This is a genomic window from Nitrospirota bacterium (assembly GCA_016194305.1).
Lineage (GTDB): Bacteria > Nitrospirota > Nitrospiria > JACQBW01 > JACQBW01 > JACQBW01.
The window spans coordinates 52,546-75,487 of sequence record JACQBW010000035.1 but is presented as its reverse complement, the minus strand read 5'-3'; the positions used below and the strand labels follow the sequence as shown (position 1 = coordinate 75,487).

Here is a 22,942-nt window from a genome sequence, read left to right as displayed (position 1 = left end):
CTTGCCGAAGTCGACCAGGTATTGGAATCGATGGAGCTGGTTCGGGCATATCTCAACAAGCCGTTCCGGCAGGAATGGGATTACTCTGTGGAAGATCCCCGCCAGGATGCCCGGGGATTTCGGGCCCAGACTCTGGCCCAGGACGATGAAGAATCGGCGTTTGAAAAGGCCGACCGTAAAAGACCCTTTTCCTTCCACGAGATGAAAAGCGATCTGGCTCTGACCAACGGCGCCCGATTTTATAATGACCACACTCACCCGGAATACTCGACGCCGGAATGCCGGTCGCTGAAGGATTTAATTATTCACGACAAGGCGGGAGAAAGAATCCTTCAGGAATGCGCAAACCGCCGCAACGCCGTTTTAGGCGGGCCTCACGTTCAACTTTATAAGAACAATACCGATTTTCACGGCCACAGTTACGGATGCCATGACAACTACCTCCTCCCCAGGTCAATCCCGTTTCATGAGATCAGCCTCGGGTTGATCCCCTTTTTGGTCACCCGGCAGATCTTTGCCGGAGCGGGCAAGATTGGAATAGAAAATGGATCGGATTTGACGCGCGGTCATTTCCAGCTTTCTCAGCGTGCCGATTTTTTTGAAGTCGAGCAATCGGTCGATACCATGGACCGGAGACCTATCTTAAATACCCGGGATGAGCCTCATGCGGATCCTTCTCAATTCCGGAGACTTCACCAGATTTTAGGAGACTCCAATCTGTCAGAAACTTCGACCGCATTAAAAGTAGGGACCACCTGGCTGATACTCCGGCTGATTGAAGCTGGCGCTCTCCCAAAAAAAGGGGCGGTTGATCAACCCGTCGCCACCTTGCGGGAGGTCTCTCTCGATCCCACATGCAAGAAGCCGATCCGGCTTGTCGACGGACAGAACCTGAATCCAATCGATCATCAGCGGATTTACCTGGAAGCCTCCATTCAGGCTTTCGGCAAAGAGAACGACCCGGACACACAGTGGATTTTAAAAAACTGGGAAGAGGTGCTCAACGATCTTGAAAAAGACCCCCTTCTCTTAACGAACCGCCTGGACTGGGTTGCCAAGAAATGGCTCATGGAAACTTTTGTCGAATCAGAGGGATGCAAGTTGGACGATGCCCGTCTGATCGCAATTGATCTCGAATATCATAACATGAGCCCTGACAGGGGGCTTTTTATCGCTATGGAGATGAACGGGAGTATGAACCGACTCAGCAGCGACCCGAAGATCAAAGAGGCGATCTACACGCCCCCTACCGATACCCGGGCCGCCATTCGGGGACTCTGCGTTGACCGTTTTCATGATAAAATCCATCGAATTCAATGGGAGAGGATTATTTTCAACAAAGGTCTTCTCAAAAAGGAGCTCGATCTGAGCCATCTTTTCGATCCGGATCAAATCACGTCATTGAAAAATCAATTAAACGATATGAAGGATATTTCACAATACTTCTCAAAAGGAGCAAGGCAATGAATCCGACCATTGAAAGACGAGAAAAGCCGGTCAACCCGCTTGAAAAACCGAGGGAAGAGGGGGGACCCAAGAAGCCTGACACCGATACTGCAAAGGAAAATCTCTTGAAGAGGATGAAAAAGGTGGATCCGAAGCAGGCAGAAAGATACCGTCAAAGAACAGGACAATAAGAAAAAGAGTTCTCATATTGCTGAGGCCTAAGGATATTATCCTCTCTCCAACGGCGCCGAAATTCATGCTCATCTTTATTGAACATTAGATTGTGGCATCACCGAATTTCGCCGAGTCTCCTTTCGAATAACATCCTTAGGCCTCAGCAATTGAAAGAAAATTGAAAAAAGACTTTTTGAACAGCCTAAAAACTAACATGAATTCTTAAACTGAAACGGAAGGGATCGGGATGTTGTCCGAAAGGAGACTCGGCGAAGTTTGTTTATCCCCCATTAATTTATAAATGCAGAAATGAGGATAAACTTCGGCGCCGTCGGAGAGAGGATTATATCCTGATCCCTTCGGTGCAAAATCCATAATTAATTGAAATATTTGTTTAAAAGGATTTTTATGAACAACGGAGATTTTTGGACTTTATTGAAGAAGAGCGGCTATCAGTTCGGTTCAACACTGAATATGAATTCGATTCCTGGCGCAACGGCACCGTTTCCCGTAACCCACGGAACGACCATTCTTGCCTTTAAATATCAGGGAGGCGTGCTGGTCGCCGGTGATCGCCGAGCCACGGCGGGAACGACCGTCATGTACGACCGAACCGATAAAGTGATCGATATCGACCGCCACTCTGTGATGGCGATCGCCGGCGTTCCGGCCACCGCATTTGAAATTGCCCGGATTATGGAGCATACCTTCAAATATTTCAGACGAAGCCAGCTTCAGGAACTAAGCCTCGATGGCAAAGTCCGGGCCCTCTCCCGGCTCCTCAAGGAGAATATCCCGATGGCAATCCAGGGAATCGGCGCGGTGGCCCCTATTTATGCCGCCTACGATTTATCTAAAAAGGAAGGGAAGATTTTTTTCTACGATATTCTCGGTGCCGAATTTGAAGGGGTCGAATTTGCCGTTTCGGGATCGGGTTCTCCCGCAGTCCGGGGAATTTTACATTATGAAAATCGCTGGGGTCCCCAGCCCCTCTCCCGGGTTTCAGAGGAGTCTGCCATTGTTTTAACGATTCGGCTCCTCGAAACCGCTTCCGAATTTGATTCGGCTACCGGCGGCGTCAATATCGAAGCAGGACTCTATCCGCTCATCAAATTGGTCACCGCCACTGGAACGCGCGAGATCTCGTTAGACGTTCTTGAAAACCTCTTTTCCCGAAATATCAAGAGTAACCCTATAAGGAGCTAATATGCTTGAAGAGCCTTACCGCTGGATCGAAGCGGTCCGAAATCGGCGCGAGTATCTCGAAGAACAACTTTCTTCGGGAAGTCCGGTCGTCGCTCTCCCCTATCAAGACGGAATTCTGATGGCAACCGTGGGCGGCGGCACATCGAAATTATATGAAGTTTACGACCAGATCGCCTTTGGCGGGCTCGGGCACCCGACAGATCTCGAGAAGCTTCGAACCGCCGTTCTCGAACTCGCCCATGTCGAAGGTTTTAACCGTTCTCCGGCAGATGTCAATCTGCAACGATTGATTAAATTTGGCATTGCACCCGTGATGAAGCAAGCATTTGAAGAGATTCTTCATGCACCTTTCATTTCCAAGCTCCTTTTTGTCGAGCTGACCCATCCGTCCGGTCAGCCTCTCTTCGTGAAGCTCGACTATGATGGGCTGTTTGAAGAGAACGGAAAATTCGGCATCCTCGCGCCCACGGAGGAGATCGAGAAAAAAATGATCGCGTATCTCCGTTCCCAGGAGGAGACCCGTACTCTCTCTCTGAAACCGGTCTTGCAGATTGCCCTTCGAACATGGGCCGTATCGCTTCACCCCGTTCCGCCTGAAGGTGCGGAAGATGTTCTTCCCGTATCTTCCGAAATAGACCGGCTTTTAAAAGAAAAGCTGGATCATTTCACTCCCGAAATCGCCCTCCTCGATAAAACAATCCCGGGCACCTCCAAATTCAAGGCGCTTTTACAAGACGAAATTCAACCCCGTATCAGGGAATGGCTTCGTTAGATGATACAGAGGATTATCGGTTTAGAAACGGAATATGGCTGTCTGGTCAATCAGGAGAGTCCGGCCGAATCCCCTGAAGAGATCTCATTCAGGATTAAAGACTACATCCTTAAGAAAAAAAAATTAGGCCTGGTCGACCTGCACCAGCGGGCCCATGACGAACCCCCCGGAAACGGCGGTTTCCTTCTCAATGGCGGCAGAATCTATCTCGATATGGGGCACCTTGAATATGCGTCACCGGAATGTATCTCTCTTTCCGACATTGTTTCTTACGACCGGGCCGGCGATCTGATTTTACAGGAGGCTCTAACCGAAACCGGATTTTCTGAAAATGTTTCCATCATCAAAAACAATATCGACCACCATACCGGCTCAACTTTCGGATCTCACGAAAATTATCTTGTCTCACGCGATTTTCCCTTCACTTACGAAGGTCTCGGCCAGATGATTCCATTTCTTGTCACACGACAGATTTTTACCGGGTCCGGCAGAGTCGGCGCTCATTTTGTCCCGGACGGGTGGATCCTCCTCGGAGAATCGAAATTTCCAGAGGTAAACTTTCAGCTCTCGCAAAGGGCGGATCATATCGTTAATGATTTTTATCAATGGGTCCAGTTTAATCGGGCCATCATCAATACCCGTGACGAACCGTTAGCGGATCCCTCCCGGTACCGGAGAATTCATCTCCTGCTGGGCGACTCAAACATGCTGGAATATGCCACCGCCTTAAAGCTCGGAACCACTTCGCTGATGCTCTCATTAATCGAGGAGGGGTTTTGCCCCGAAGGATTGATGCTTCAGGAGCCTGTCCTCGACCTGAAACAGATCTCCCGGGATGCGACCCAACAGTGGGTCGTCACGCTTGAAAATGGACATAAGCTTTCAGCCATTGAACTGCAATCCAAACTCCAACGGGCTGCAAAAAAGCATCTTTCGGGAAAAGACCCGGACGCGGATTGGGTCATTGCGGAGTGGGGAAAAACGCTCGAAGCTTTAGCGAACGATCCTTATCAATTGGTCGGTAAAATAGACTGGATTTCGAAAAAATGGCTGATTGAGCTTTTTTTAAAATCAGAAGAAAAGAGCTGGAACGATCCCTGGGCCATCAGCCTCGATCTGGAATATCATAACCTGAATCCCGACAAGGGTCTTAGTTTTGCCCTGGGAGAAGAGAGAGAGGTGACCCGTCAGACCTCTGATCCGGCCATACGGCTTGCTATGGATTCGCCACCTCGAAATACCCGCGCCTCCGCCCGTGGCGAGATTGCAAAATCAATTCTGGAAAAACGTGATCGCAAAGGAATTGAGTCAAAGAACCGTTATCTCATTAACTGGACTCAAATTCAGATTGAAGGGAAAAAGACTTTTTCGATGGAGGATCCGTTTAATACTTACATTCGAGAAGCTAACGAGTATTTAGCAGGTTGACAAAAACTTTCAGATGTCCCCTGCCGAGGAATTCCGCTAATTTAATTTTTGTCTGTGGGTCGCCAGACCGCAGTTTGAAGGGCGACTGAGGCGTACATGTTACGTACGTTGAAGGAGACCGAAAAGCGAGAACGCAACAGGTGAAGGTTTTTGTCAACCTGTTTTTTTATTAACCTTCGATGCTCTCTTGATTTGAGTAGAGGATGTAATGAATATACGCGAGATCTCCGTCAGCAATATCCACGTACCGGAGCCCGCATTTGAATTCTTCCGTCTCGTTCCCGACGAGCTGCTCAATCCAGACCACTTCCGCGACAAATTCCAGGACAAACGTCATATAGAAGAGCCTCATTTCCAGCCGATTCCCTAGCGAGAGTTGAATGGGGGAAACGAACATCAACCCCCCGCCTCCGAGCGTTTCGGTTTTTGCTTTTTGGCGCTGGTCTTCTGTTGGCGTATCGGAAAGGAGAATTCTAAAATCGGCTTGAAGTTCGAGATTGGCACGTGGGTGCGCCCGACGATGGTAAAGTACTGACCCGCTAAAACCTGCCATTCCCAGATCCTTTATAAAAATCTCAAAAAGAGAAAACTTGCGATCAGGCTGTCGCGCCGGCGGCCTGAAGGATCTGAATCAAGGAGGTGTCCCCCTTGCTTTTTGCGTACGATAAAGCTGTTTTTCCGTTTTGATCTTTGAGGTTCAACCTGGCCCCGCTCTTAATCAGTGCTCTGACCGTACTATATTGCCCATTGCCGGCTGATATCATCAAGGCGGTCATTCCATGATTATCTTGCAAATTCATATCAGCTCCCTTTTCTATCAACATCTGAACGATCAGCGTCTGACCATTCATGGCTGCGGCAATCAATGCGGTTTCACCAAAATGGTCCCTGGCGTTGACTTTTGCTCCTTTATTTAACAGGAATTGAACAATCTTGGCGTATCCGCTTAAGGATGCAAACATCAGGGGGGTATCACCCGATTGATCTGCCGAGTTGACCTGGGCTCCTTTTTCAACCAAAGCCTGCGCCGTTTTGATATCGCCGGAAAAGGTGGCTGCGATCAGGGGCGTATAGCCCACCAAAGAAATCTCTCCGGTATTTCCGGAAGTGGAATGGCTGGAGGCGTGATTCAGCAGAGGAGAGAGCGCACCCTTTTTCTGATCCTGGGCTGAAACCAGATTAGGAAACAAAAATAATAGCAGAACCACACCCATCCACGTTTGTCTCATCAGGATCTCCTTTAACATTTGAAGATAAATCGTTTTCATTGCGGTCATTTTTCCCGATTTATAATTAAAGAATAGCAAAGCCTGTTTATCTGTCAAGTTAAGTAAAGGAGAAGTGTTAAAGACAGGAAGGGAGATCGTTAAAGATCGAGCGCAAAATCATAAATGTGGTCCGAAAGCCGTTCGGCGCCGCCAGGAACTCCTATGATATGAGGAAATGGGTTGAGATCAACCACGCAGGGTCCTCTTGGCGTCGTAACAATATCGACACCGTATACCTGAAGATTAAATATTCTGCCGCAAGCCAGAGCAACGCGCTTGACCTCTTCCGGAAGGGTTGTGGTTATAAATTGCCCTTTTCGAGCGTTTAAGAGGTTCCCTTGCAGTCCAAAGAGCGTTTCCCCTATTCCATAAACTTTGTAGCTTCTCCCTTCATCCAGTGAAATTTCCTGGATAAAGATCCCTCCTGCGGGAATAATATCGGGTGATTCCCCCCGGGGGACCCATTCAACCCCGGAATCGGCCCCCCTTCTATGAGATTTCACCAAAGCCGAAGCTTTTCGCGTGACTTCGGAAACAAGGGGAAAGCTCCCCGTCAAATGACCGTTTGGCACCTGAATTCCCATCTCCTGGAGACGGTTATTGACTCGAATCTTATCCTGTACGATTGAGGCCGCAGAAAATGAATTCAGAACGCGCGCCCCTTTATGGGTCAAAACGCCGGCCAGGGAAAGAGACAGTTCTGTTTTGGACTTTAAGACATAAGCGTCGCAGTCCATCGAGAGAGGGGAAAGTGAAATATATTCCTGTTCCGGGAAAATGGAAACGATATCGATTCCCCTTTTCTGGAGATGGAGGAACACTTCCCGGATTCCGGAATTTGAGGACGCGAGATCGTTTTTATTGAGAATAAAGCCGATTTTCATACTTATTTATAAGGGGCTTGCATCGTCCCCTCCTCTCCTAAAGGCCTAAAGTATGATTGAAAATATAGTCGGCAAGAGGAGCGACTGCCATTGGAATTTCAGTAAAATCGGGAAAAGCGGTCACATCCGTCACAAATAGCCCCTTCTCTGTTTCCAGAAGATCGACTCCGTAGATATGGAGATTCAGGATTCTCCCGCAGGTAAAAATAATTCTCTTTTCTTCACTGGTTGGATCATATCGGATCGAACTGGTTTCCACGGCCTTATTCCCTTCTCCTGTATAAAACCGTTTCACCGCAAAAAGTTCCTCTCCAATGACATAGGCCTTGATACTTTCAAGAAACGAAGTGAGAAATTCCTGTGCAAAATGCGCCTCGGGAAAGACGAATTCGGAATCCGGCCCCGTATAGACCACCTGGCTTCTTTTGTCGTAAGATTCACGATGCGGTTTAATCATGATTCTTTCTTTGGCTTCAGCATTGGGTAGATTGCGAAGATTGCCGGTTATGAAACTGGCGGGAACAGGAAGACCCGCTTCCTGGAGTTTAAAGGTCGACCGAATTTTGTCATGGGCAATGGAAGAGGCAGGAAAGCTATTTAATATTCTCGCCCCTTTGTCGTGGAGAATGCCCGCGAACGAGAGGGCCAGCTCATCCCCTGGAGCCAGGAGATAGGTATCGCAGGCGACGGATATGGAGGAGATATTCACCATCTCCTCGTCTGGCACAATGATCTCTTCATGAACTCCCCTGCTCTTGAGAATCTTGAAGAGCTCAATCATATAGGACTTAAGATGGACTCTCCCTTTTTGGTTTGAGAGAAGCCCGATTTTTAACGTTGTTGAAGCTTTTTGAGCTGTAATGATTTTAGCCATGTCGTTAATACTAGCATAACATAATATTAATATTCAATTCTTCAGTACTCCGCCGAGCGCCATAAGGTGCGGGGACGGAAGGAGGTGCGCTGCAGATCCGATATAAGTCGTGGCGGGAGAAAATGCGAGTGTTGCGGTTCTTCCCGTTGACGTCAAATTAAAGGTCAAGGTACCAAGATGAGCCGGAGTCCCTTTGAATTTGTAGAGACCGATCACCAGAGTATTGGGATCGCTTTCAAGAACGGACAGGACTCCATGGGAAATACCGTTGGTCCCGGTATCGGGTGTAAAGGAAGCAAAAGTCATCCACGACGAATCAAAAGTTAAATCGGCCGAAATGCCATTGGCCATATTTGTATTGAGTCCGCTCAGGTTCAAGTCAAATACCGCGGTGGATGAAGTCGAAGCGCCATTGAGGCTCAAAGTAAAAAGATTATTCCCTGAGCCCGATGCCGATGTAAAACAGATCGTGCAAGGAGGTGGAGAAGAGGAACTCCCTCCTCCGCCACATCCTGCCAGTGTAAATAAACCGGACAGGATCCCAATGTAAACCACAACTCTCAAAAACGCAATCTTCATTTCATCACCTGCCCAAAATGGGTGGTCAAGATCGCAAGATCCGCATTATCGATGACACCGTCTCCATTTAAGTCGGCGGCGGCATCCCAATTCAAATCGGAAGAGGTCGTACCTATCAAATCAATGAGATAAGCCAGGTCAAATCCATCGATCCGGTCGATCGTCAACCCGTTCCCCTGATAGATATTACCCAGCATCCCTTTTGTCGGCTGACTCGTTATTGGACCGACTGATGCTGAAACCGAATAGCTGTAGGAACTACTGGTTGAGGAAAGGACGCCTCCATCAAGATAATTCGTCAGACTCAGACCGGACGTCAATGCAGCACCGTCCCTATAGACCGTATAAGTCACTGATGTGGTCGGTGATGCTCCCCAGGTAAGCTGAAAACCGCCGGAAAGAGTCTGAATCGAAACCGCAGGTGGGCGCGGAACATTCGTTTGAAGCAAATAATTAAATGCCGCATCGACATCTATACGACCATATCCATGAACGTTGTTTGGGGCGGTAGAAAAAGTCGCGCTGCTGGTTAACGCCGTCACAATATTGTCAACCGATAAATCTGGAAAAGCGCTTAACAATAGAGCCGCCGCGCCTGCAACATGCGGGGCAGCGAAAGAAGTTCCAATTCCGGTATCGTAATAAGAGCTATTTGGATAAGTTCCGATTCCCGGAATGGCGATCCAAACATTTTCACCCGGCGCAACCAAATCAGGGAAATATAATTTGGGCGGACTGGTCGAACAGAGAGGAGGACCATTGCTGTTCGAAATAACGGAATCTAAAGAATTTGATGACCCCACGGCGATTGATCTGACGTAGTCAGCAGGAACGGCAGGTACAGTTCCATTCCCCGCCGCAAATACTGGCATCATTCCCATTGAATATAAATGCAAGATCGCCGTTTGAAAGGTCGTGTCACAACTCGCCTCATCAATTCCAAACGAACCATTTACAATTTCCGGAGCATCAGATGTATTTAAATTTCGATCCGGATCAGCCACCCAGTCCAGGGCATCAAGAATAGTAGAAGTGCTGCCTGCTCCGCTGTCGTCAAAAATTTTACCTGCAATCCATTGCGTGTCAGGGGAAACACCCACGGGTCCTCCGGGACCCAATCCGCTGTTTAGAGAAGCATTCCTTCCCACAATCAGGCTCATCACTCCAGTTCCGTGTCCGGTGAATGTTGGGCCGGCACTATCGACAGGAAAAGGGTAAACACCAAAAGTGTCGTGCCAACTATCGCTCCCACCCCGGTAAGTCGGTGCCAGATCAGGGTGGGTCACGTCCACTCCGGTGTCGAGTGTTGCGACCACCACATCTTGACCTGTATACCCTTTCGCCCAGAGTGCGGGAGCATTGATCTTGTCGATATTCCATCCACGGGTACCGGCCGTCGAAGCTCTTCCACCGGTCATGGCATAAACCGGTCGATCAGAAAGAATATCGATGTTGGCATGTTTCAAAACAATATCTCTAATGGCTTCAGGAGTCGCTTCCAATGCAATCGCGTTGACAATCCAGAAGGGACGTATGTTTTGGGCCTTTCCGGCTTTTCGATGCCCCTCAAGGGTCTTTTTAAGAGATTTTTGGGAGTCATCCGCGTTCCTCTTAAGCGTACGAGCGATCGTTTCGTGCCGTTCGCGTTTTGATTTTCCTTCAAGGGAAAAAGAAGTGAGGGGTGAATTGTCAAGAATTTGGACGATGACTTTGAGATGATCTGAGGGAGAAGCAGAATCGATTTGTCGTTGGACTTCAGTCGAGATGGTACCTCCCTTCAACGAAGGGAACCAGATAAAGAGCCCCACGATAACCGCAAGGACAAAACCAAGATGCTTCACGGGGATTCTGACTCCTCTAACAGCCTTTTTGACAGCATGGACATCCATTGAATCACAAGTCAGACAAAATGTCTGATGCCGCAAAACCTCCAGGAGAATCCGATCCCCGTTAACGCGAGCTGATTACCGCCGGTCTTCGGCTTCCTTGAGAATTTTTTCAATCTCCGGATGATGATGTGACGCGGCCACATGATGGGCGTCTTCTCCAAACCGGTTCTTGAGATTGACATGGGCCCCGTGACGGATCAGAGTCTTCACAATCTCGTCACGACCGAGGGCCGACGCATACATCAGAGCCGTAACACCATTGTGGTCCTGGGCATTCACCTTTGCATCATGATCAAGAAGTAGTCTGACAATGGATTCTGTGCCATTCAGGCAGGCCGCAATCAGTGCTGTTTCGCCGTTGTGATCCGCCAGATTGACATTAGCTCCATTTTCAAGAAGTAACTTCACGACGGATTCATGTCCAAATAAGGACTCCAGGATCAGCGGGGTTTCGCCATGGGAATCGGACTTGTTAATATCTCCATCCGCTGCGGAATCACTCTTTTTATCCCGGGAATCGTCCTCTTTTTCCTTCATCACGGACTGAAAAAGAGGCGGCGCACTTTTCAACAAGTCGGATTGCGACCCTTTTGAGTTATCTTCTTTTTTTTCCGCTGAATAAGTCTGCGATGAAAAGCCCATCAGAAACAGGATTAAGAATCCACCTAAAATAGTTTTCATTTAAATCTCCTTTATTGTATAGGTCATTTCCTATTCAATAAAGAGTAACAGAGATTTTTAGTGTGTCAAATGCGATAAAAGCGCGCTCCTTGAACGGACTATTCGGCGGTTTCCTTGCTTTTATTCTGATCCATTTTTACTTTTTTATGTTTCTTTTGTTGAATCTCCACTGGTCTATCCAGAACGATTTCATCGAGATCTTCTCTTTTTCCAAGCTCTTGAATCACATCCTTCGTCGCTTTGACCGAAATACTGTTGTTTAGCCAGGACGAATGGATATTCTCAACTCTTTTCGCCTGCTCCTTCCCCTTTAAATATTTCAACACCACGGACTGAGAGTCATTCGCCTGTTTCTTAAGCTCGTTTTCAATCTCTTGCCGGTTCAACCGCTGTCCAAAACCGTGCGTCCTGATCGGATCGCTTTTGAAGGTGATGATGATCGGAATCTTTTTATCCTTTTCTTTCGTTTTTTTGACGAGCTCTTTGAGCAGAGGAGTCAGATGGCTTTCCTCCATTTCTTTCTTTTCGCTCTTTTCAGATGGGTCCTTGGCGGCCAAGATTTGTGAAGAGTTTACAAATAAAAACAAGAAAACGAAAACTGCAACCATGAAGCTGAAAAGGATTTTATTTTTCATGACTCTCCTCTCGGGTTTTTTTAACGGGAACAGATTTTACTTCTTTTTTCGAGAGTGATGCGGGTTGATCACGAACAATGCTGACAATCTCTTTTTTTTGTGCCAGTTCCCGAATCAAGGCGGGCGTGGCCTTCAGAGAAATGGAATTGTCAATCCAGTAAGAGCGAACCGACTCCGCCTCTCCATTTTTCTTTTTTTGAATCAAAAGGTCAATCGTCTCCTTTTGCGATACACGAGCATGTTCCTTTAAATTCCGGTTCATCTCGTCGCGCGACAAATAGGGGCTCGTTTTCGCGGTGTCAAAAATCAGAATGACCGGTATTTTCTGACCGGAAGGCTTTAAATTGATCTCGTTTTGCAAGTCTTTCGATAGAACATTGTGCAACGGCGCGGCACAGCCTGATCCGGAAAGACAAATGACAGTCAAAAAAACAAAAAGTGCCCGGCAAGATAATCTGTTCATTCCACCCTCCATCCCTGAACTTTAATCGAACCAAAAGTAATGGCCACAACGGAACCCTGCTTGACCGCCTGATGCGTATTGTCGAGAATGACAAAGAAAATCCGGTTGGGTTGAATTCTCTTTGATCTCGATCGATACCATCCTGCGTTGGTTTTGTCGACGCCCAGTGCATGGCCGGTCGCCTGGTCTATGACTTTGATTTCAACCGGCGAAGAGGTTTGAGTCACCGCCGTCGCCAGTTTTGGATTGACCACCCGGTATCGAAGGTCGAGCATCATGCCGGCCGAAGTCAACCGAAGCGTTTCAACTTTTATGCCATAAGTTTTTATCAAATCTTCCTGGCCCGTAACGACGGACAAGTCACCCTGCTTTACCGGAGTGCGGGCGTCAGAATGAGACTGATGACCGATGTGACCGGCAGGTTGATCTTCTACCAAATCATGCGGCGCTTGCAAGGAAGAGCAGGAAATGACGAAGATACCGTATAGTAAGAATCCTAAAATATTTCTTTTCATTGTCTTTAAGTGTACTTTTTCTTTCCAGGTTGTCAACCAAAGAAAAGGGGCGGCGCACCTTTGTGCGCCACCCCCTCAAGTATTCAGCTGTTGCTACTTTACCGATCTGTTATGGCGTGATCGTTAACGTAGACGCTGTGCATTTCCAGTTATTGCCTTCATTCGATTCACTCACGTTATTGTTAATATCCGCCTTTCCGCAGACATAGTAAGTACCGGTTGGCGTGGTCGTCCCCACCGTAAGATTCGGGGAGGTCGTCGTTCCGGTCCCAGGACTCGAGGCCCCTGCGCCAAGCAAGAAAATCGTCCGGGTTCCCGAGAGGGCAACACTGCTTCCGGTCCCGGTATAGTTCGGGTTAGTCGACAAGACGAACCCTAGAACGTTTGGTCCGGCCAGCAGATTTCCAGCATTCTGGACGGCATTTTGCACCGTAAAGGTCCGGACAGTACTGCTACCCGCACGGGAGATTGATGTCTTCGAGAGGGTGCCCATCGTACTCACGATCAGATCGGCCTGGACCACCTCTATCGTAGAGGTTGTGCAGAATGAGTTGTTACCCTCGTCCGATTCGGCAACCGCCAGGGTACTATCTGCCATCGCACAGAGGTAATAGGTTCCAAGGGGTGTATTGGCTGGAATGGTCACCGCTGTGGCCAAGGCGTTATTTGACGCTCCGGCTAACAGAGCGGCAATCGCCCTTGTCGTCGGAGAAGTCACATCGTCCACATCCCCATAAATGCTGTTCTTCGAGAGATGAAAGGCCAGTGTCGAAGCCCCCGCACTTCCATTGCCCTGATTCGTCACGGAATTGGTCACCAGCAATGTTCCGCCTGGCTGAACGATTCCAATCACCGCTGATAAGGCACTCACAACAAGATCTGGATGTACGACGCATACCGTTACAGCCTGGGTCTCGTCGGCGCCGGAATCAATGCAGTTATCGATCGGACGGGCCTGACCGTCAAAATCAGTGGTCGGCGCGGAGATTCTTCCCGCTTCAAACGTTCTGCCGCCATATTCAAGTGCCGGCGAAGTCGTCTGAACATGATAATCCCCTGAGACCGTAAGCGGAAGGTAATGGACAATCACCTGACTGATCACATCCCCTTGCGCAGGGACATATTGACCGGTCACCGCATTCGCAACGGACGAAACAAATGCCGGATTCGCCCCAAACTGGTTGCTCGTATTAGAGATGGTTGCGGTCACAGCACTTGCTGTAAAGAGGTTGTCCTCGACATGGGTTAATGTCGCACCGGGAACCCCGTAGACGTCAAGATCGATTGGTCCGACATCTGCCAGCACTCTCCCCGCCACATTCCACTGATAGGCATCATTACCCCACATGATATTGTTGTAAAGATGGATATCGCTCACCGTGGGCGAATTGGCCCTGATCACATTATTCTGGAACGGCAGGGTATTGGGATAGATCGTGATACCACCCGCCTGCTTGCCGGGGATCAGGATATTGGTGGATGCCGTGGCATTGTTATTGGCAATCGTGTTGTTGATCACCACGAGATTGGCCGCGTCACGCACCGACAAGGCTCCCGCCGCGTCTGAGGTCATGTTATTGGTAATCATATTATTCTGAATTCGAATACTGCTGTTATTGACATATCGAACGGATATACCACCGCCATCCTGTGTGGCAAAGTTCCCGTAGATCCGGTTGGTATCAATCAAGACCGGACCGGTTCCGACAGACGGCAGGGTCACATTCGCATTGGGCGGACCTTCCAACGCAATTCCAGCCCCTGCGAGATTGTCCCAGTTGAAGAGAATGTCGTTGTGGTCGATCGATCCGGCAGACGTCGAAGGATTGGTCCCGAAGTGCGCAATACCTCCTCCATTGACCATCGATCCGTTGTCGCAGATCAGATTATGGTCGACCTGGTAAGGACCGACACCATCGTAGACCGCAACACCGCTCCCGTCCTGCGTTCCACCGTTACTGATAATCTTGTTATGGTGGATGCGGGGATTGCTGATGACGTTACTACCGAAGTTCGGAAATCCGAGAGAGACTCCCCCGCCAGAAGTGAGGAGGGATCCCATATTATTTTGAATCAGATTGTTGCTGACAATCGTATTGCTGGCGTAAGCATTCACATGGACACCGCTTCCGCCACGCGCACCTTGAATTTTTAATCCGTCAATTCGAATACGACGGGTTGATCCGTCACGTCCAAAAACGGTAATGGTGCTCATCGTCTCTGAAATCGGCTGTTGATCCACCACCGTCACATCGGTGCTGGCAATCACGGCGGTCATTTTATTGGTCCAGTCGTTCTGAAGCGCCAGAGAGGTTCCCATGGTCAGATATCCGCCGTCGATAATGGTCGCATTGACTCCCGCGGTGCCATAACCCTGAAGGGAGATATTTTTATAAACAATCGGGTTCTCCCGATAGGTGCCGGGGTGAATTCGAATCACGCTTCCGGAAACGGTTCCTGCCGCATCGATTGCGTCCTGGATCGGATGGAGGCTTGTGCCACCTGGACTGACGTCAACAATGTGAGGGTTATAGCCGGTACCGGTGATATGAACGGTTATTCCGGCCGGGCTGACTTTCAAATTACTTCCCTGAACCGTCAACTGGTGAGCACCCGTTGCAAATGTGCTTGGAATGGTCCAGGTAATGACGGTTGGACTCCAGCTAGTGGCCGTAATCACAGTGGAATCGATTAACAGTCTTCCAGCGGTGGATCCAAAACCTGTCCCGGTTACGGTCAGCGTTTGTCCTCTAGGCTTGATCGGGTCATCGACATAAGATACCTGAGGCGTTGTGGCATCCGGTCCGCAGTCGACTTTCATCTGGGCCAGAAGTCCGTTTACCGGTGTCAACGCCATATCGGGGAAGACTGGTCGTCCCGGCATCACTTCAAACTGAACCAGAAGTGAGTCATAATTCGGGTTAAAATGAGGGTCAGGATTTTGGGCCGTACCCGGATCATTTGCGGTCACCAGAACGACATTTTCAGAATACCCGGTCGGTTTCGGCGCATTAGGACGTGCGGTCGAAGGGACCAGCAGGTCAAACATCCCGTTCTGATCGGTATAAACCCGGTCGATCTCTTTTCCCGCCCAATCGCGGATTGAAATCGGAAGAAAGGGAATACCCTCTTTATCGCCAAACCAGGGAGAGGTTGTTTTGGCGGCGAAATTGTTATTGTCGTTGACAAATCCGACCATATGCCCAGGAATCTGAACGTCGGTAAAAAGATGGAAATCGTTTGCCGCATTCGCATTGGGATCCACGGTCACTTCTTTCAAAGTGCAGAGGTTTGCCTTCGTTCCATTGACATAATTACTATTCGTATCATCCGGATAAATGACCGAATAAAGAGGGCCGACGCAAGAGGGGGGCGCTCTAAGAGGGGTCGGTTTGAAAACATCCCCTTGATCGATCACGTTTCGGTCATTCTCAGTCAACGGTGAATAATTATTCGGGACCTCAAGTTCAACCAGATAAGTTCCTGCCCGAAGAGGGCGGCATTTATTTGGATCAAGTCCGGTGACGTCCACTCCCACGTCGTCGCAATTTAAAAGGTTTGCACGATCGGCCGGATTACTCTGGTCGAAGAAGAATTGATAGGCGCCATCATAGACACCCGGCTTGACCTGAGCCCAGGTAATATAGGTTTCGGTGCAATTCTCATCAAACCCCGGCGTGCCCGTGGTGAAATCGATGATCGGGCAATGGGTTGGAATCTGTTCGGGCCGATTAAAATGGTCGGTAATTGCCCTTCCAAGAAGCCTCCCTTTTACCGCAGCACCTGTGACAGGATCCATGACGGTTTTGCCCGTTTTGGGATCGACGAGCCGTTCGTATAAGTTTAACCATAAATCAGGAATACCCGTTTCCCAGTTGTCTGCCGCGGCATAAGCAATATCATTCTCATTGCGGGTTGACGCATACCAGACGACCCCCGAAATTCCACCTGTAAATGGAGTGATGGTGTCGGGATCATTCAATGGATAAGGCTTTTTCCCCCAATCGATCTGATTGGTTTCACCGGCAATCGGGAGAACCCCCATCACAAGCTGGGGCCCTTTGATGGTGACCGGTCCTTCTGTGATCGGTTGCCCCATCTTTGCCTGCTCTAGCCCCGCCCAATAAGTGAGCCCGGTGTCTCCAAAGCGTGAGTAACCAATTCCGGCTATATCCCAGCCATACCAGGGGAAATGTTCTCTAAAGTTATAATATCCGTTGGCATCGGTGGTGGTCGACTGAATCAGACTCCCATCCCGCTTACGGAGTTCCACATACTCGCCAACAAGACCTTTCTCTCCTTCGTCTTTAATTCCGTTTTCATTCGCGTCGTAGAAGACATTTCCGACAAATCGGCCCCACCAGTCAAAGAGGCCTATGCCCCTGTTGCCGTCAGTCGAAATCAAAGGATCAAAAAGTTCAAGATTTTGGCCGTCTGCGATCGTGACCGCAAAGATCGCCAGAATAAAATCTTTCGGATCGTCCCAGATGACCACATTATACGCACCTGCCGGAACATGGTCGATTGAGAAGTTTCCTTGATCATCCCCCTGTATCAAAGCAACCTGTTCGAGGTTTCCACCTGTATTGGACAGGGCGACCCAGGGATGAACCACAGGTTTACCAAGGCCATCGGCATAGAGGTAAGGAGGTCTTGACGGTGCAACGGCTTTCACCTGACCATGAATTATTCCGGTTCCCGGATTATGGGAGGTCGGGCAGGGGTCGGCACCCGATGGAATCACCGTGCTGAATTTACAGGGGCGGACAAATCCCTGCAGAATTGCATAAGATTGGGCAGACAAACCTTCGGGAAGAATTCCGTTGTCGGCTTCACGAACCCAGGCGTCAATCGATTTGGTTCCTTCAATGGTCGTGGTCTGAACCCAATCGGAATCTTCCGGTGGAAACGCCACAACACCATAAAGACCGGGAGCAATATTGGGAATACGGAGAAATCCGTTATCGTCGGTCATACAGACCGCTCCCCCTTTCGCCCCCCCGTTATTTGGATCTGAGTTGATGGCAATCGGGGCGCCGGTAGCGGGATCATAGATATATTGGCCGTTGGCATCCTTTGTATATTCGGTACAGAGCGGATTCGCGTAAGCATCGGTCGTCACCTGACCAAGAGAGTCATGAACAAGAACTTTAAAATGATCTGGAATTGGATTTCCCAAATTGTCGAGTGTCCGGAAAGGAACCCCTTCCGTCGCAACGTCCCATTCGGCGTTGAGTGCCCGATTGTCCCAGAAGACCTGAACGGTGATCTGACCTAATGGGAGAGGATTCTTATGAAGTTGTAGCTGTACCGGAACGGGCGATCCGCTGACATTAAAACGAGTACCATCCAATTTATAAGTTCCACCATTTCGAACCTGTTGTCTGAAATAAGGGCTGCTCGGATCACCTTCACCGGCATGGATTGTGACAAAATAGTTTCCCGGAGGAAGCTGAACCACATTGCTGACTCCAAAAGTTGCAGCAGTGACCATTCCCACTGCGGCGACAGGAGAATTACTTTCCCAAAGATGGGTTGAAGGACAAGGATCGCACGCGCCGGTATCGGGATCGACTTTAGACGTGTTATCGACATTGATGACAAATTGAAAAGTGGTCAGGGACGTGGCTGTATTCCCAAACTCAACCGCCGATAAAGTCACATTCTGGCAATCGGTTCTGTTGTCGCAGATCCCGCTCTGCACAACCGCCGGAGGAGATGAGGAGGTTATGGTTGCGGCGACGACCTGAGAAGCGATACCCCCTTTTCCATCGGTCGCCACAATATTAAAATTGTAAAGCCCGGCTGAAGAGGTGCTGGTATTCCACGTTAATGCTCCTGTCGATGGATTAATGCTCAATCCTGACATGCCCATGGTGGAAGAGAGCGCATAGGAGACCACATCGCTTGCGTCTGCGTCTGTTGCCGACGCATTGCCCGAATAGGTAGACCCTGCCGCAATAGAAACGCTACCGAGCGCGCCACCAAATGCGGGATTACTGTTCACATAAACATTAAAGGTCTGGCTAACCGGACCACCATAACTATCTGAAACCGAAAGCGTCATCGGATAAGATCCGTTTGTCGCAGAATTATCCGCAAGGATGGTCGGCCAGGTTATTCTTCCTGTCGACGGGTCCACGCTCACTGTCGCGGGCGTCAGAGAAGAGACTGTACTGGGTCCCGGCACAATGGTATAAATCAATGTTGCATCAAGATGGTCGGCGTCAATCGCCACCGTATCATAGGAATAGAGATTTTCCACAGTGACCATGCCAGGTGCCGTCGATAAAATCTGAAGACCTGTCAGGGTCGAATCAATGACCCGGAGCATTGAGATCATTCCACCCGGAAATTTATCTTTATTGGTAATATCGAGTCTTCGGTCAAACAATGAGAACGTCCCCATAGCAGAAGGGGTGATCATCAGATCCCGGGTCTCCCCTGGATTCACCAACGCCGTGTAAGTATCCTGGGGGTAATTTACAGGATATCCGTCATTAGCCACTTCATGCTGAGAAATACCCTGTATGACGATGACATGATCCTGAGCACCGGCATTGAGATAACGGAGTAACATTTTGTTGCCGCTTTTGGTAATGAGATCCTGGGTTTCAGGATAGGCCTTGCCATTCATTAACCAATATTTGGGATTAAAATAGATTCCATTATACTGCTGACCACCGGAAACCGCAGCATGCCAGTCCGGGTCGATTTCACTAAGAAGAAGGACTCTTTCCTGATTGAAAGTGCTGTTTGAATCGAAATCAATTAAATTCGAAGAAGAAAATCCCGCCGGGCGGACAATCAATGCGCCGTAAAGTCCCATTTGAACCTGTTTCGCATGATTCGATCCGCTTTCGTAAAGATGGGTTCCGGGACGGACATTACTAAAGGTATAGGAGGCTGTTCCCCCGCCAGATGCCGCTTCAACCGTAAAGGATTTTCCTGTCGGAGTCGGCTGAATGGTTTGACCCGGAATCATGATTGAAACCGGCTCTGGCAGGTCATTGGACAGGTTGATCGTCAATGATCCATCTGTCACCTCTAACTGAGGTCCAGGTAGAGTGGCCGGCCCGCACGATGTAAAGGTCTCATCCGTACAAGCCGCATATCCCCAGATCGGGATCACGGCACCGTCCGGCATGGTTGCCGTTCCGGTCGTGGCCTTAAGATTGTAGGCCGCCGCCCATCCTTTCCCAGAATTCAGAAGCACGAGGCTTAATAACAGAAGCCCGCAGAACATCATTGATCGTCTCAATCCACTTCTCTTAGCCATGGTTTCCATCCCTTTTTTTCGGTTAATTCCTAATTCCGTTTTCATGTTTCATTTCCAAGACTGTTTTTAATTATAGCGCCGATCCTTTTATTGACAAGCTTGAGCACCGGGAGCGCAGATCATAATCTGGGTCATCATCCCACCCGGAGTTTCATCGAAATTGGTTAGTTCTATTTCATGGTGGCTATGAAAAATCATATAATGCTCTCCGCCATGGTTCAGACTCACCGCCGTTTCTGCGACTGGAAGGTCACCGGTTTTCCCAAGATACGGGCTGCCGCTGTAAAATGGACCATGCACTAAAGCAAGGTCTTGCGGAATGGCAACCGGAATGAGGTTATTTTGATCGTTACCATAGATATCATATCCCAGCATCGTTTCATGACTTCCACCCATTTGAGGGGCACTCGGATCATTGGCATCCCAGGACCAGATCGAATCGGCGGTTTCACCGACCGGAACAGATTGTGAAAATTGAAGGACCGCGAGGTCGGCCAAGGGTGCCGAAGAAGCGCTCTGCAGGAGTTTGCCGTTCTTTGCCAGAACCAGCGCATGGACGCCGTGATGATGAAAGGGGTGAATGTCACGATCCAGCGTAATTGTTCTGAACAATAGTTTTTCTCCGGGATAGCTTTTTACCAGCGCATTCATCGGTTGACTTTGAAATTGGGCTGATTCCGGATAGGTCTCTTCAAGTGTATCGGGAAATGAACGCCCGTTGATAAACCAATATGAGGGCATATAAGAGGTGCTCTCGTATGGAAGGCCTGCTTCAACCCGGTTATGCTGGATGGAATCGACGGCACTCAAAAGAAAGAGAAATTCCCGGTCGTATCCGCAATTTGAACAATTGGCATAGGCAATCTTGTTCGTGGCGGCATTGTACCCTGTGGGTCGGACAATGATTCCGCCGAAAAGGCCCATATCAATCTGTTCGTCCGCATGAGTCCCGCTCTGATAGTAGTAGGTACCCGCTTTGCTTGCCGTAAAAGTATAGAGGATTTCAGCTCCACCCGGGAGCGCTTCCGCCGCCATCGACCTTAACGTCCGCTTATCGCCAGGTAACGTTGTGGTTAAACCGTCGTTGGTCACATAGACAGGATCCTGATTGGAAACGCCTTCCTGTCCAAAAAAGACAATCGAAACAGGTTCAGGAACATCAATGTTCTGCAGATAGACATTGACGACTTCATTTTGGTTGACCTCGATGGTCGGACCCGGGTAGCGAAAATTCCCATCCTGGGTAAATCCCCACATGGGAACCCCGTTTCCATCCGGCTCGGTAATGAACCCCTTTTTAGCCTTGAGATGAATGTCCTGAGCCATCGAAAGGGACTGCGCCCCCCCTACGATCAAGCAGGTTAAGAAAGCGGCAAGTACGATTCTTTTTGTCTTCGAAAAATCCATGGGTCTCTCCATCACCTTAATTTAATTAATGATAATCTGAGTCATCATCCCGCCGTTGTTTTCACTCTGCGGGGCGTTCGTCAAAATATCGGTCAGACTTAAATAGCCTTCCTGGTTAAGTTCTCTCGCGTACATGAAATAGGTCCCCTTTGCAACCCCAGCCGTATCCAGAAGTATATCAGCTGTTTTGCCTCCGGCAAGTTCGATCCCGGTTCTTGAATAGGAAAGATCAAGGCCGGTCGGACCCCGAAGAATTTTCGCGTCTTCACCGATAACACGCATTGTGATTCCGGGAATCGTCAAGGTATGGGTTTTATAACCAAGATTGACCATCCGCAGAAGAACTTTTTCTCCCTGATTTGCCGTGACAAGCGCGGAGGTACTTCCGATATAATCGTGGCCGCTTGTCATCGTAGAATCATTCGGAGCGAGGAGTGTGTCCGGATAGACCCTGCCGTTTAAAATATATTGATTGGGATGGTAGTCGTGCCATTCATTCTTGCTTTCCTGAATTGTTTCATCATTGTGGTGTTTCCGGGCATCGATATCATCGATGAGGAAGTTAAAGGCTCGATCAAAATAGGTCGTGGAGGTACCGGGAGTCGTTCCGCCGTCGTTATAGGCATATCCGTTTGATGCGAATTTGAAGTCGCCAATTCCTGCTTTTGCTTTGAGCGCGGCGAGTGCGGTCGTCTGATCCGGGTAGAGGCTAACGTCCTGTAACGGATGAACATTGATCAACGCGACCATGCCCATCTGGATATGCTCAACCGGTTCCTGATGACAATGATAGGGATAGGTCCCCGGGTCGTTGAGTTGATAAAAATAGGTAAAATCCTGCCCGTCGTTCACGGCAATCGAATTATCCGGAACCCCGTCGAAAATCGCCATCGCATGAGGGAAACCGTGAAAATGAAGCGTATGCGGATCAAACAGATCGATTCGGTTACTGAAGCCAAGGTTTGTCTCTGTAATATAGAGATGTTGGCCTTCCCAAACTTCAATCATCGGACCTGGAAGATGGGCCTGGCCCTTATAATTCACGATTTCATTTTCGGGAACGCCGGTCAGATCGACAAAACCGAAAATATAGAGATCTTCCCCATCGGCCCCTTTGGTATAACCATCGGTCGCACCCAACCGAATACAGACCGCCAAAGGATCATTGGCAGGGCATTGCACAATCGCTTGCGCAACAGGTATATTATAAACGATAAAAATCGATAATATCCCTAACAGGGCCAGGAAAATGTTTTTCAATCTATTCCGCATATCCGTTTCTCCTTGTTTCAATTTCAAGAATTTAAACCTCACGACGCTAAAACTAATGACCTCATAATTTCTTTCCTAGGCTTAAATGCAATAAAACTGCCAAAATTCAATCAAAATGCCAAATTATTATGTAATTGTCTAAATAATTAGACTTAGATATCGAATTTATC

General features: G+C 48.9%; 18 protein-coding genes. 5 read left to right on the top strand and 13 right to left on the bottom strand.

Translation table 11 applies throughout. The features are described 5' to 3' along the window. From HY200_10750 to HY200_10730, 5 genes are all read left to right on the top strand, one after another. Positions 1–1,467, top strand: a 1,467-nt coding sequence (locus tag HY200_10750; protein MBI3595423.1) for a proteasome accessory factor PafA2 family protein, incomplete at its 5' end; no start/stop codon positions are given. Beyond that, on the top strand, positions 1,464–1,637 hold the full coding sequence (locus HY200_10745; GenBank protein ID MBI3595422.1) for a ubiquitin-like protein UBact: 174 nt from the start codon (positions 1,464–1,466) through the stop codon (positions 1,635–1,637). The genes HY200_10750 and HY200_10745, both read left to right, overlap by 4 nt. A 391-nt stretch (positions 1,638–2,028) precedes the next feature. Further along, positions 2,029–2,826, top strand: coding sequence for a proteasome subunit alpha (locus tag HY200_10740; GenBank protein ID MBI3595421.1), 798 nt, complete (start codon positions 2,029–2,031; stop codon positions 2,824–2,826). 1 nt (position 2,827) lies between these two features. Further along, positions 2,828–3,598, top strand: coding sequence for a hypothetical protein (locus HY200_10735; GenBank protein MBI3595420.1), 771 nt, complete (start codon positions 2,828–2,830; stop codon positions 3,596–3,598). Continuing rightward, positions 3,599–5,026: a proteasome accessory factor PafA2 family protein gene (locus HY200_10730; GenBank protein ID MBI3595419.1), complete on the top strand. Its 1,428-nt coding sequence runs from the start codon at positions 3,599–3,601 to the stop codon at positions 5,024–5,026. Positions 5,027–5,195: 169 nt separating this feature from the next. Here HY200_10730 and HY200_10725 read toward each other — a convergent pair whose 3' ends face one another. The 13 genes from HY200_10725 to HY200_10665 form a co-directional block, all read right to left on the bottom strand. After that, the gene (locus tag HY200_10725; protein MBI3595418.1) at positions 5,196–5,579 is read right to left on the bottom strand and encodes a PilZ domain-containing protein; all 384 of its coding nucleotides are present in this window, start codon (positions 5,577–5,579) and stop codon (positions 5,196–5,198) included. 43 nt (positions 5,580–5,622) lie between these two features. Further along, on the bottom strand, positions 5,623–6,255 hold the full coding sequence (locus tag HY200_10720; protein MBI3595417.1) for an ankyrin repeat domain-containing protein: 633 nt from the start codon (positions 6,253–6,255) through the stop codon (positions 5,623–5,625). 137 nt (positions 6,256–6,392) lie between these two features. Beyond that, complete coding sequence (locus HY200_10715; GenBank protein ID MBI3595416.1) at positions 6,393–7,178, bottom strand: hypothetical protein; 786 nt, start codon at positions 7,176–7,178, stop codon at positions 6,393–6,395. A 37-nt stretch (positions 7,179–7,215) separates the two neighbouring features. Beyond that, positions 7,216–8,052 carry a hypothetical protein gene (locus HY200_10710; protein MBI3595415.1) on the bottom strand — a complete coding sequence of 279 codons (837 nt, stop codon included), beginning with the start codon at positions 8,050–8,052 and terminating at the stop codon, positions 7,216–7,218. A gap of 33 nt (positions 8,053–8,085) precedes the next feature. Then, positions 8,086–8,631: a hypothetical protein gene (locus tag HY200_10705; GenBank protein MBI3595414.1), complete on the bottom strand. Its 546-nt coding sequence runs from the start codon at positions 8,629–8,631 to the stop codon at positions 8,086–8,088. Continuing rightward, positions 8,628–10,472: a S8 family serine peptidase gene (locus tag HY200_10700; protein ID MBI3595413.1), complete on the bottom strand. Its 1,845-nt coding sequence runs from the start codon at positions 10,470–10,472 to the stop codon at positions 8,628–8,630. The genes HY200_10705 and HY200_10700 overlap by 4 nt, the downstream gene beginning before the upstream one ends. 123 nt (positions 10,473–10,595) lie before the next feature. Beyond that, the gene (locus HY200_10695; protein ID MBI3595412.1) at positions 10,596–11,201 is read right to left on the bottom strand and encodes an ankyrin repeat domain-containing protein; all 606 of its coding nucleotides are present in this window, start codon (positions 11,199–11,201) and stop codon (positions 10,596–10,598) included. A 98-nt stretch (positions 11,202–11,299) separates the two neighbouring features. Continuing rightward, positions 11,300–11,836: a protease inhibitor I9 family protein gene (locus HY200_10690; GenBank protein MBI3595411.1), complete on the bottom strand. Its 537-nt coding sequence runs from the start codon at positions 11,834–11,836 to the stop codon at positions 11,300–11,302. Next, complete coding sequence (locus HY200_10685) at positions 11,826–12,299, bottom strand: hypothetical protein (protein ID MBI3595410.1); 474 nt, start codon at positions 12,297–12,299, stop codon at positions 11,826–11,828. Before HY200_10685 ends, HY200_10690 begins: the two co-directional genes overlap by 11 nt. Then, the gene (locus HY200_10680; GenBank protein ID MBI3595409.1) at positions 12,296–12,814 is read right to left on the bottom strand and encodes a hypothetical protein; all 519 of its coding nucleotides are present in this window, start codon (positions 12,812–12,814) and stop codon (positions 12,296–12,298) included. The genes HY200_10685 and HY200_10680 overlap by 4 nt, the downstream gene beginning before the upstream one ends. A 109-nt stretch (positions 12,815–12,923) precedes the next feature. After that, positions 12,924–20,138, bottom strand: a complete 7,215-nt coding sequence (locus tag HY200_10675; GenBank protein ID MBI3595408.1) for a multicopper oxidase domain-containing protein — start codon at positions 20,136–20,138, stop codon at positions 12,924–12,926. 42 nt (positions 20,139–20,180) lie between these two features. Next, a complete protein-coding gene (locus tag HY200_10670; GenBank protein MBI3595407.1) occupies positions 20,181–21,500 on the bottom strand; it encodes a multicopper oxidase domain-containing protein in 1,320 nt (439 codons plus the stop codon). A 21-nt stretch (positions 21,501–21,521) separates the two neighbouring features. Beyond that, positions 21,522–22,772 (bottom strand): multicopper oxidase domain-containing protein, encoded by a 1,251-nt coding sequence (locus HY200_10665; GenBank protein ID MBI3595406.1) that lies wholly within the window; start codon positions 22,770–22,772, stop codon positions 21,522–21,524. Positions 22,773–22,942 lie beyond the last annotated feature (170 nt).

Excerpts from the sequence above, each read along its gene's own strand:
- HY200_10730 (MBI3595419.1), top strand. The coding sequence starts at position 3,599 with ATGATACAGAGGATTATCGGTTTAGAAACGGAATATGGCTGTCTGGTC.
- HY200_10680 (MBI3595409.1), bottom strand. The coding sequence starts at position 12,814 with ATGAAAAGAAATATTTTAGGATTCTTACTATACGGTATCTTCGTCATT.
- HY200_10725 (MBI3595418.1), bottom strand. The coding sequence starts at position 5,579 with ATGGCAGGTTTTAGCGGGTCAGTACTTTACCATCGTCGGGCGCACCCA.
- HY200_10705 (MBI3595414.1), bottom strand. The coding sequence starts at position 8,631 with ATGAAGATTGCGTTTTTGAGAGTTGTGGTTTACATTGGGATCCTGTCC.
- HY200_10720 (MBI3595417.1), bottom strand. The coding sequence starts at position 6,255 with ATGAGACAAACGTGGATGGGTGTGGTTCTGCTATTATTTTTGTTTCCT.
- HY200_10675 (MBI3595408.1), bottom strand. The coding sequence starts at position 20,138 with ATGAAAACGGAATTAGGAATTAACCGAAAAAAAGGGATGGAAACCATG.
- HY200_10685 (MBI3595410.1), bottom strand. The coding sequence starts at position 12,299 with ATGAACAGATTATCTTGCCGGGCACTTTTTGTTTTTTTGACTGTCATT.
- HY200_10715 (MBI3595416.1), bottom strand. The coding sequence starts at position 7,178 with ATGAAAATCGGCTTTATTCTCAATAAAAACGATCTCGCGTCCTCAAAT.
- HY200_10690 (MBI3595411.1), bottom strand. The coding sequence starts at position 11,836 with ATGAAAAATAAAATCCTTTTCAGCTTCATGGTTGCAGTTTTCGTTTTC.
- HY200_10745 (MBI3595422.1), top strand. The coding sequence starts at position 1,464 with ATGAATCCGACCATTGAAAGACGAGAAAAGCCGGTCAACCCGCTTGAA.
- HY200_10670 (MBI3595407.1), bottom strand. The coding sequence starts at position 21,500 with ATGGATTTTTCGAAGACAAAAAGAATCGTACTTGCCGCTTTCTTAACC.
- HY200_10740 (MBI3595421.1), top strand. The coding sequence starts at position 2,029 with ATGAACAACGGAGATTTTTGGACTTTATTGAAGAAGAGCGGCTATCAG.
- HY200_10695 (MBI3595412.1), bottom strand. The coding sequence starts at position 11,201 with ATGAAAACTATTTTAGGTGGATTCTTAATCCTGTTTCTGATGGGCTTT.
- HY200_10710 (MBI3595415.1), bottom strand. The coding sequence starts at position 8,052 with ATGGCTAAAATCATTACAGCTCAAAAAGCTTCAACAACGTTAAAAATC.
- HY200_10665 (MBI3595406.1), bottom strand. The coding sequence starts at position 22,772 with ATGCGGAATAGATTGAAAAACATTTTCCTGGCCCTGTTAGGGATATTA.
- HY200_10735 (MBI3595420.1), top strand. The coding sequence starts at position 2,828 with ATGCTTGAAGAGCCTTACCGCTGGATCGAAGCGGTCCGAAATCGGCGC.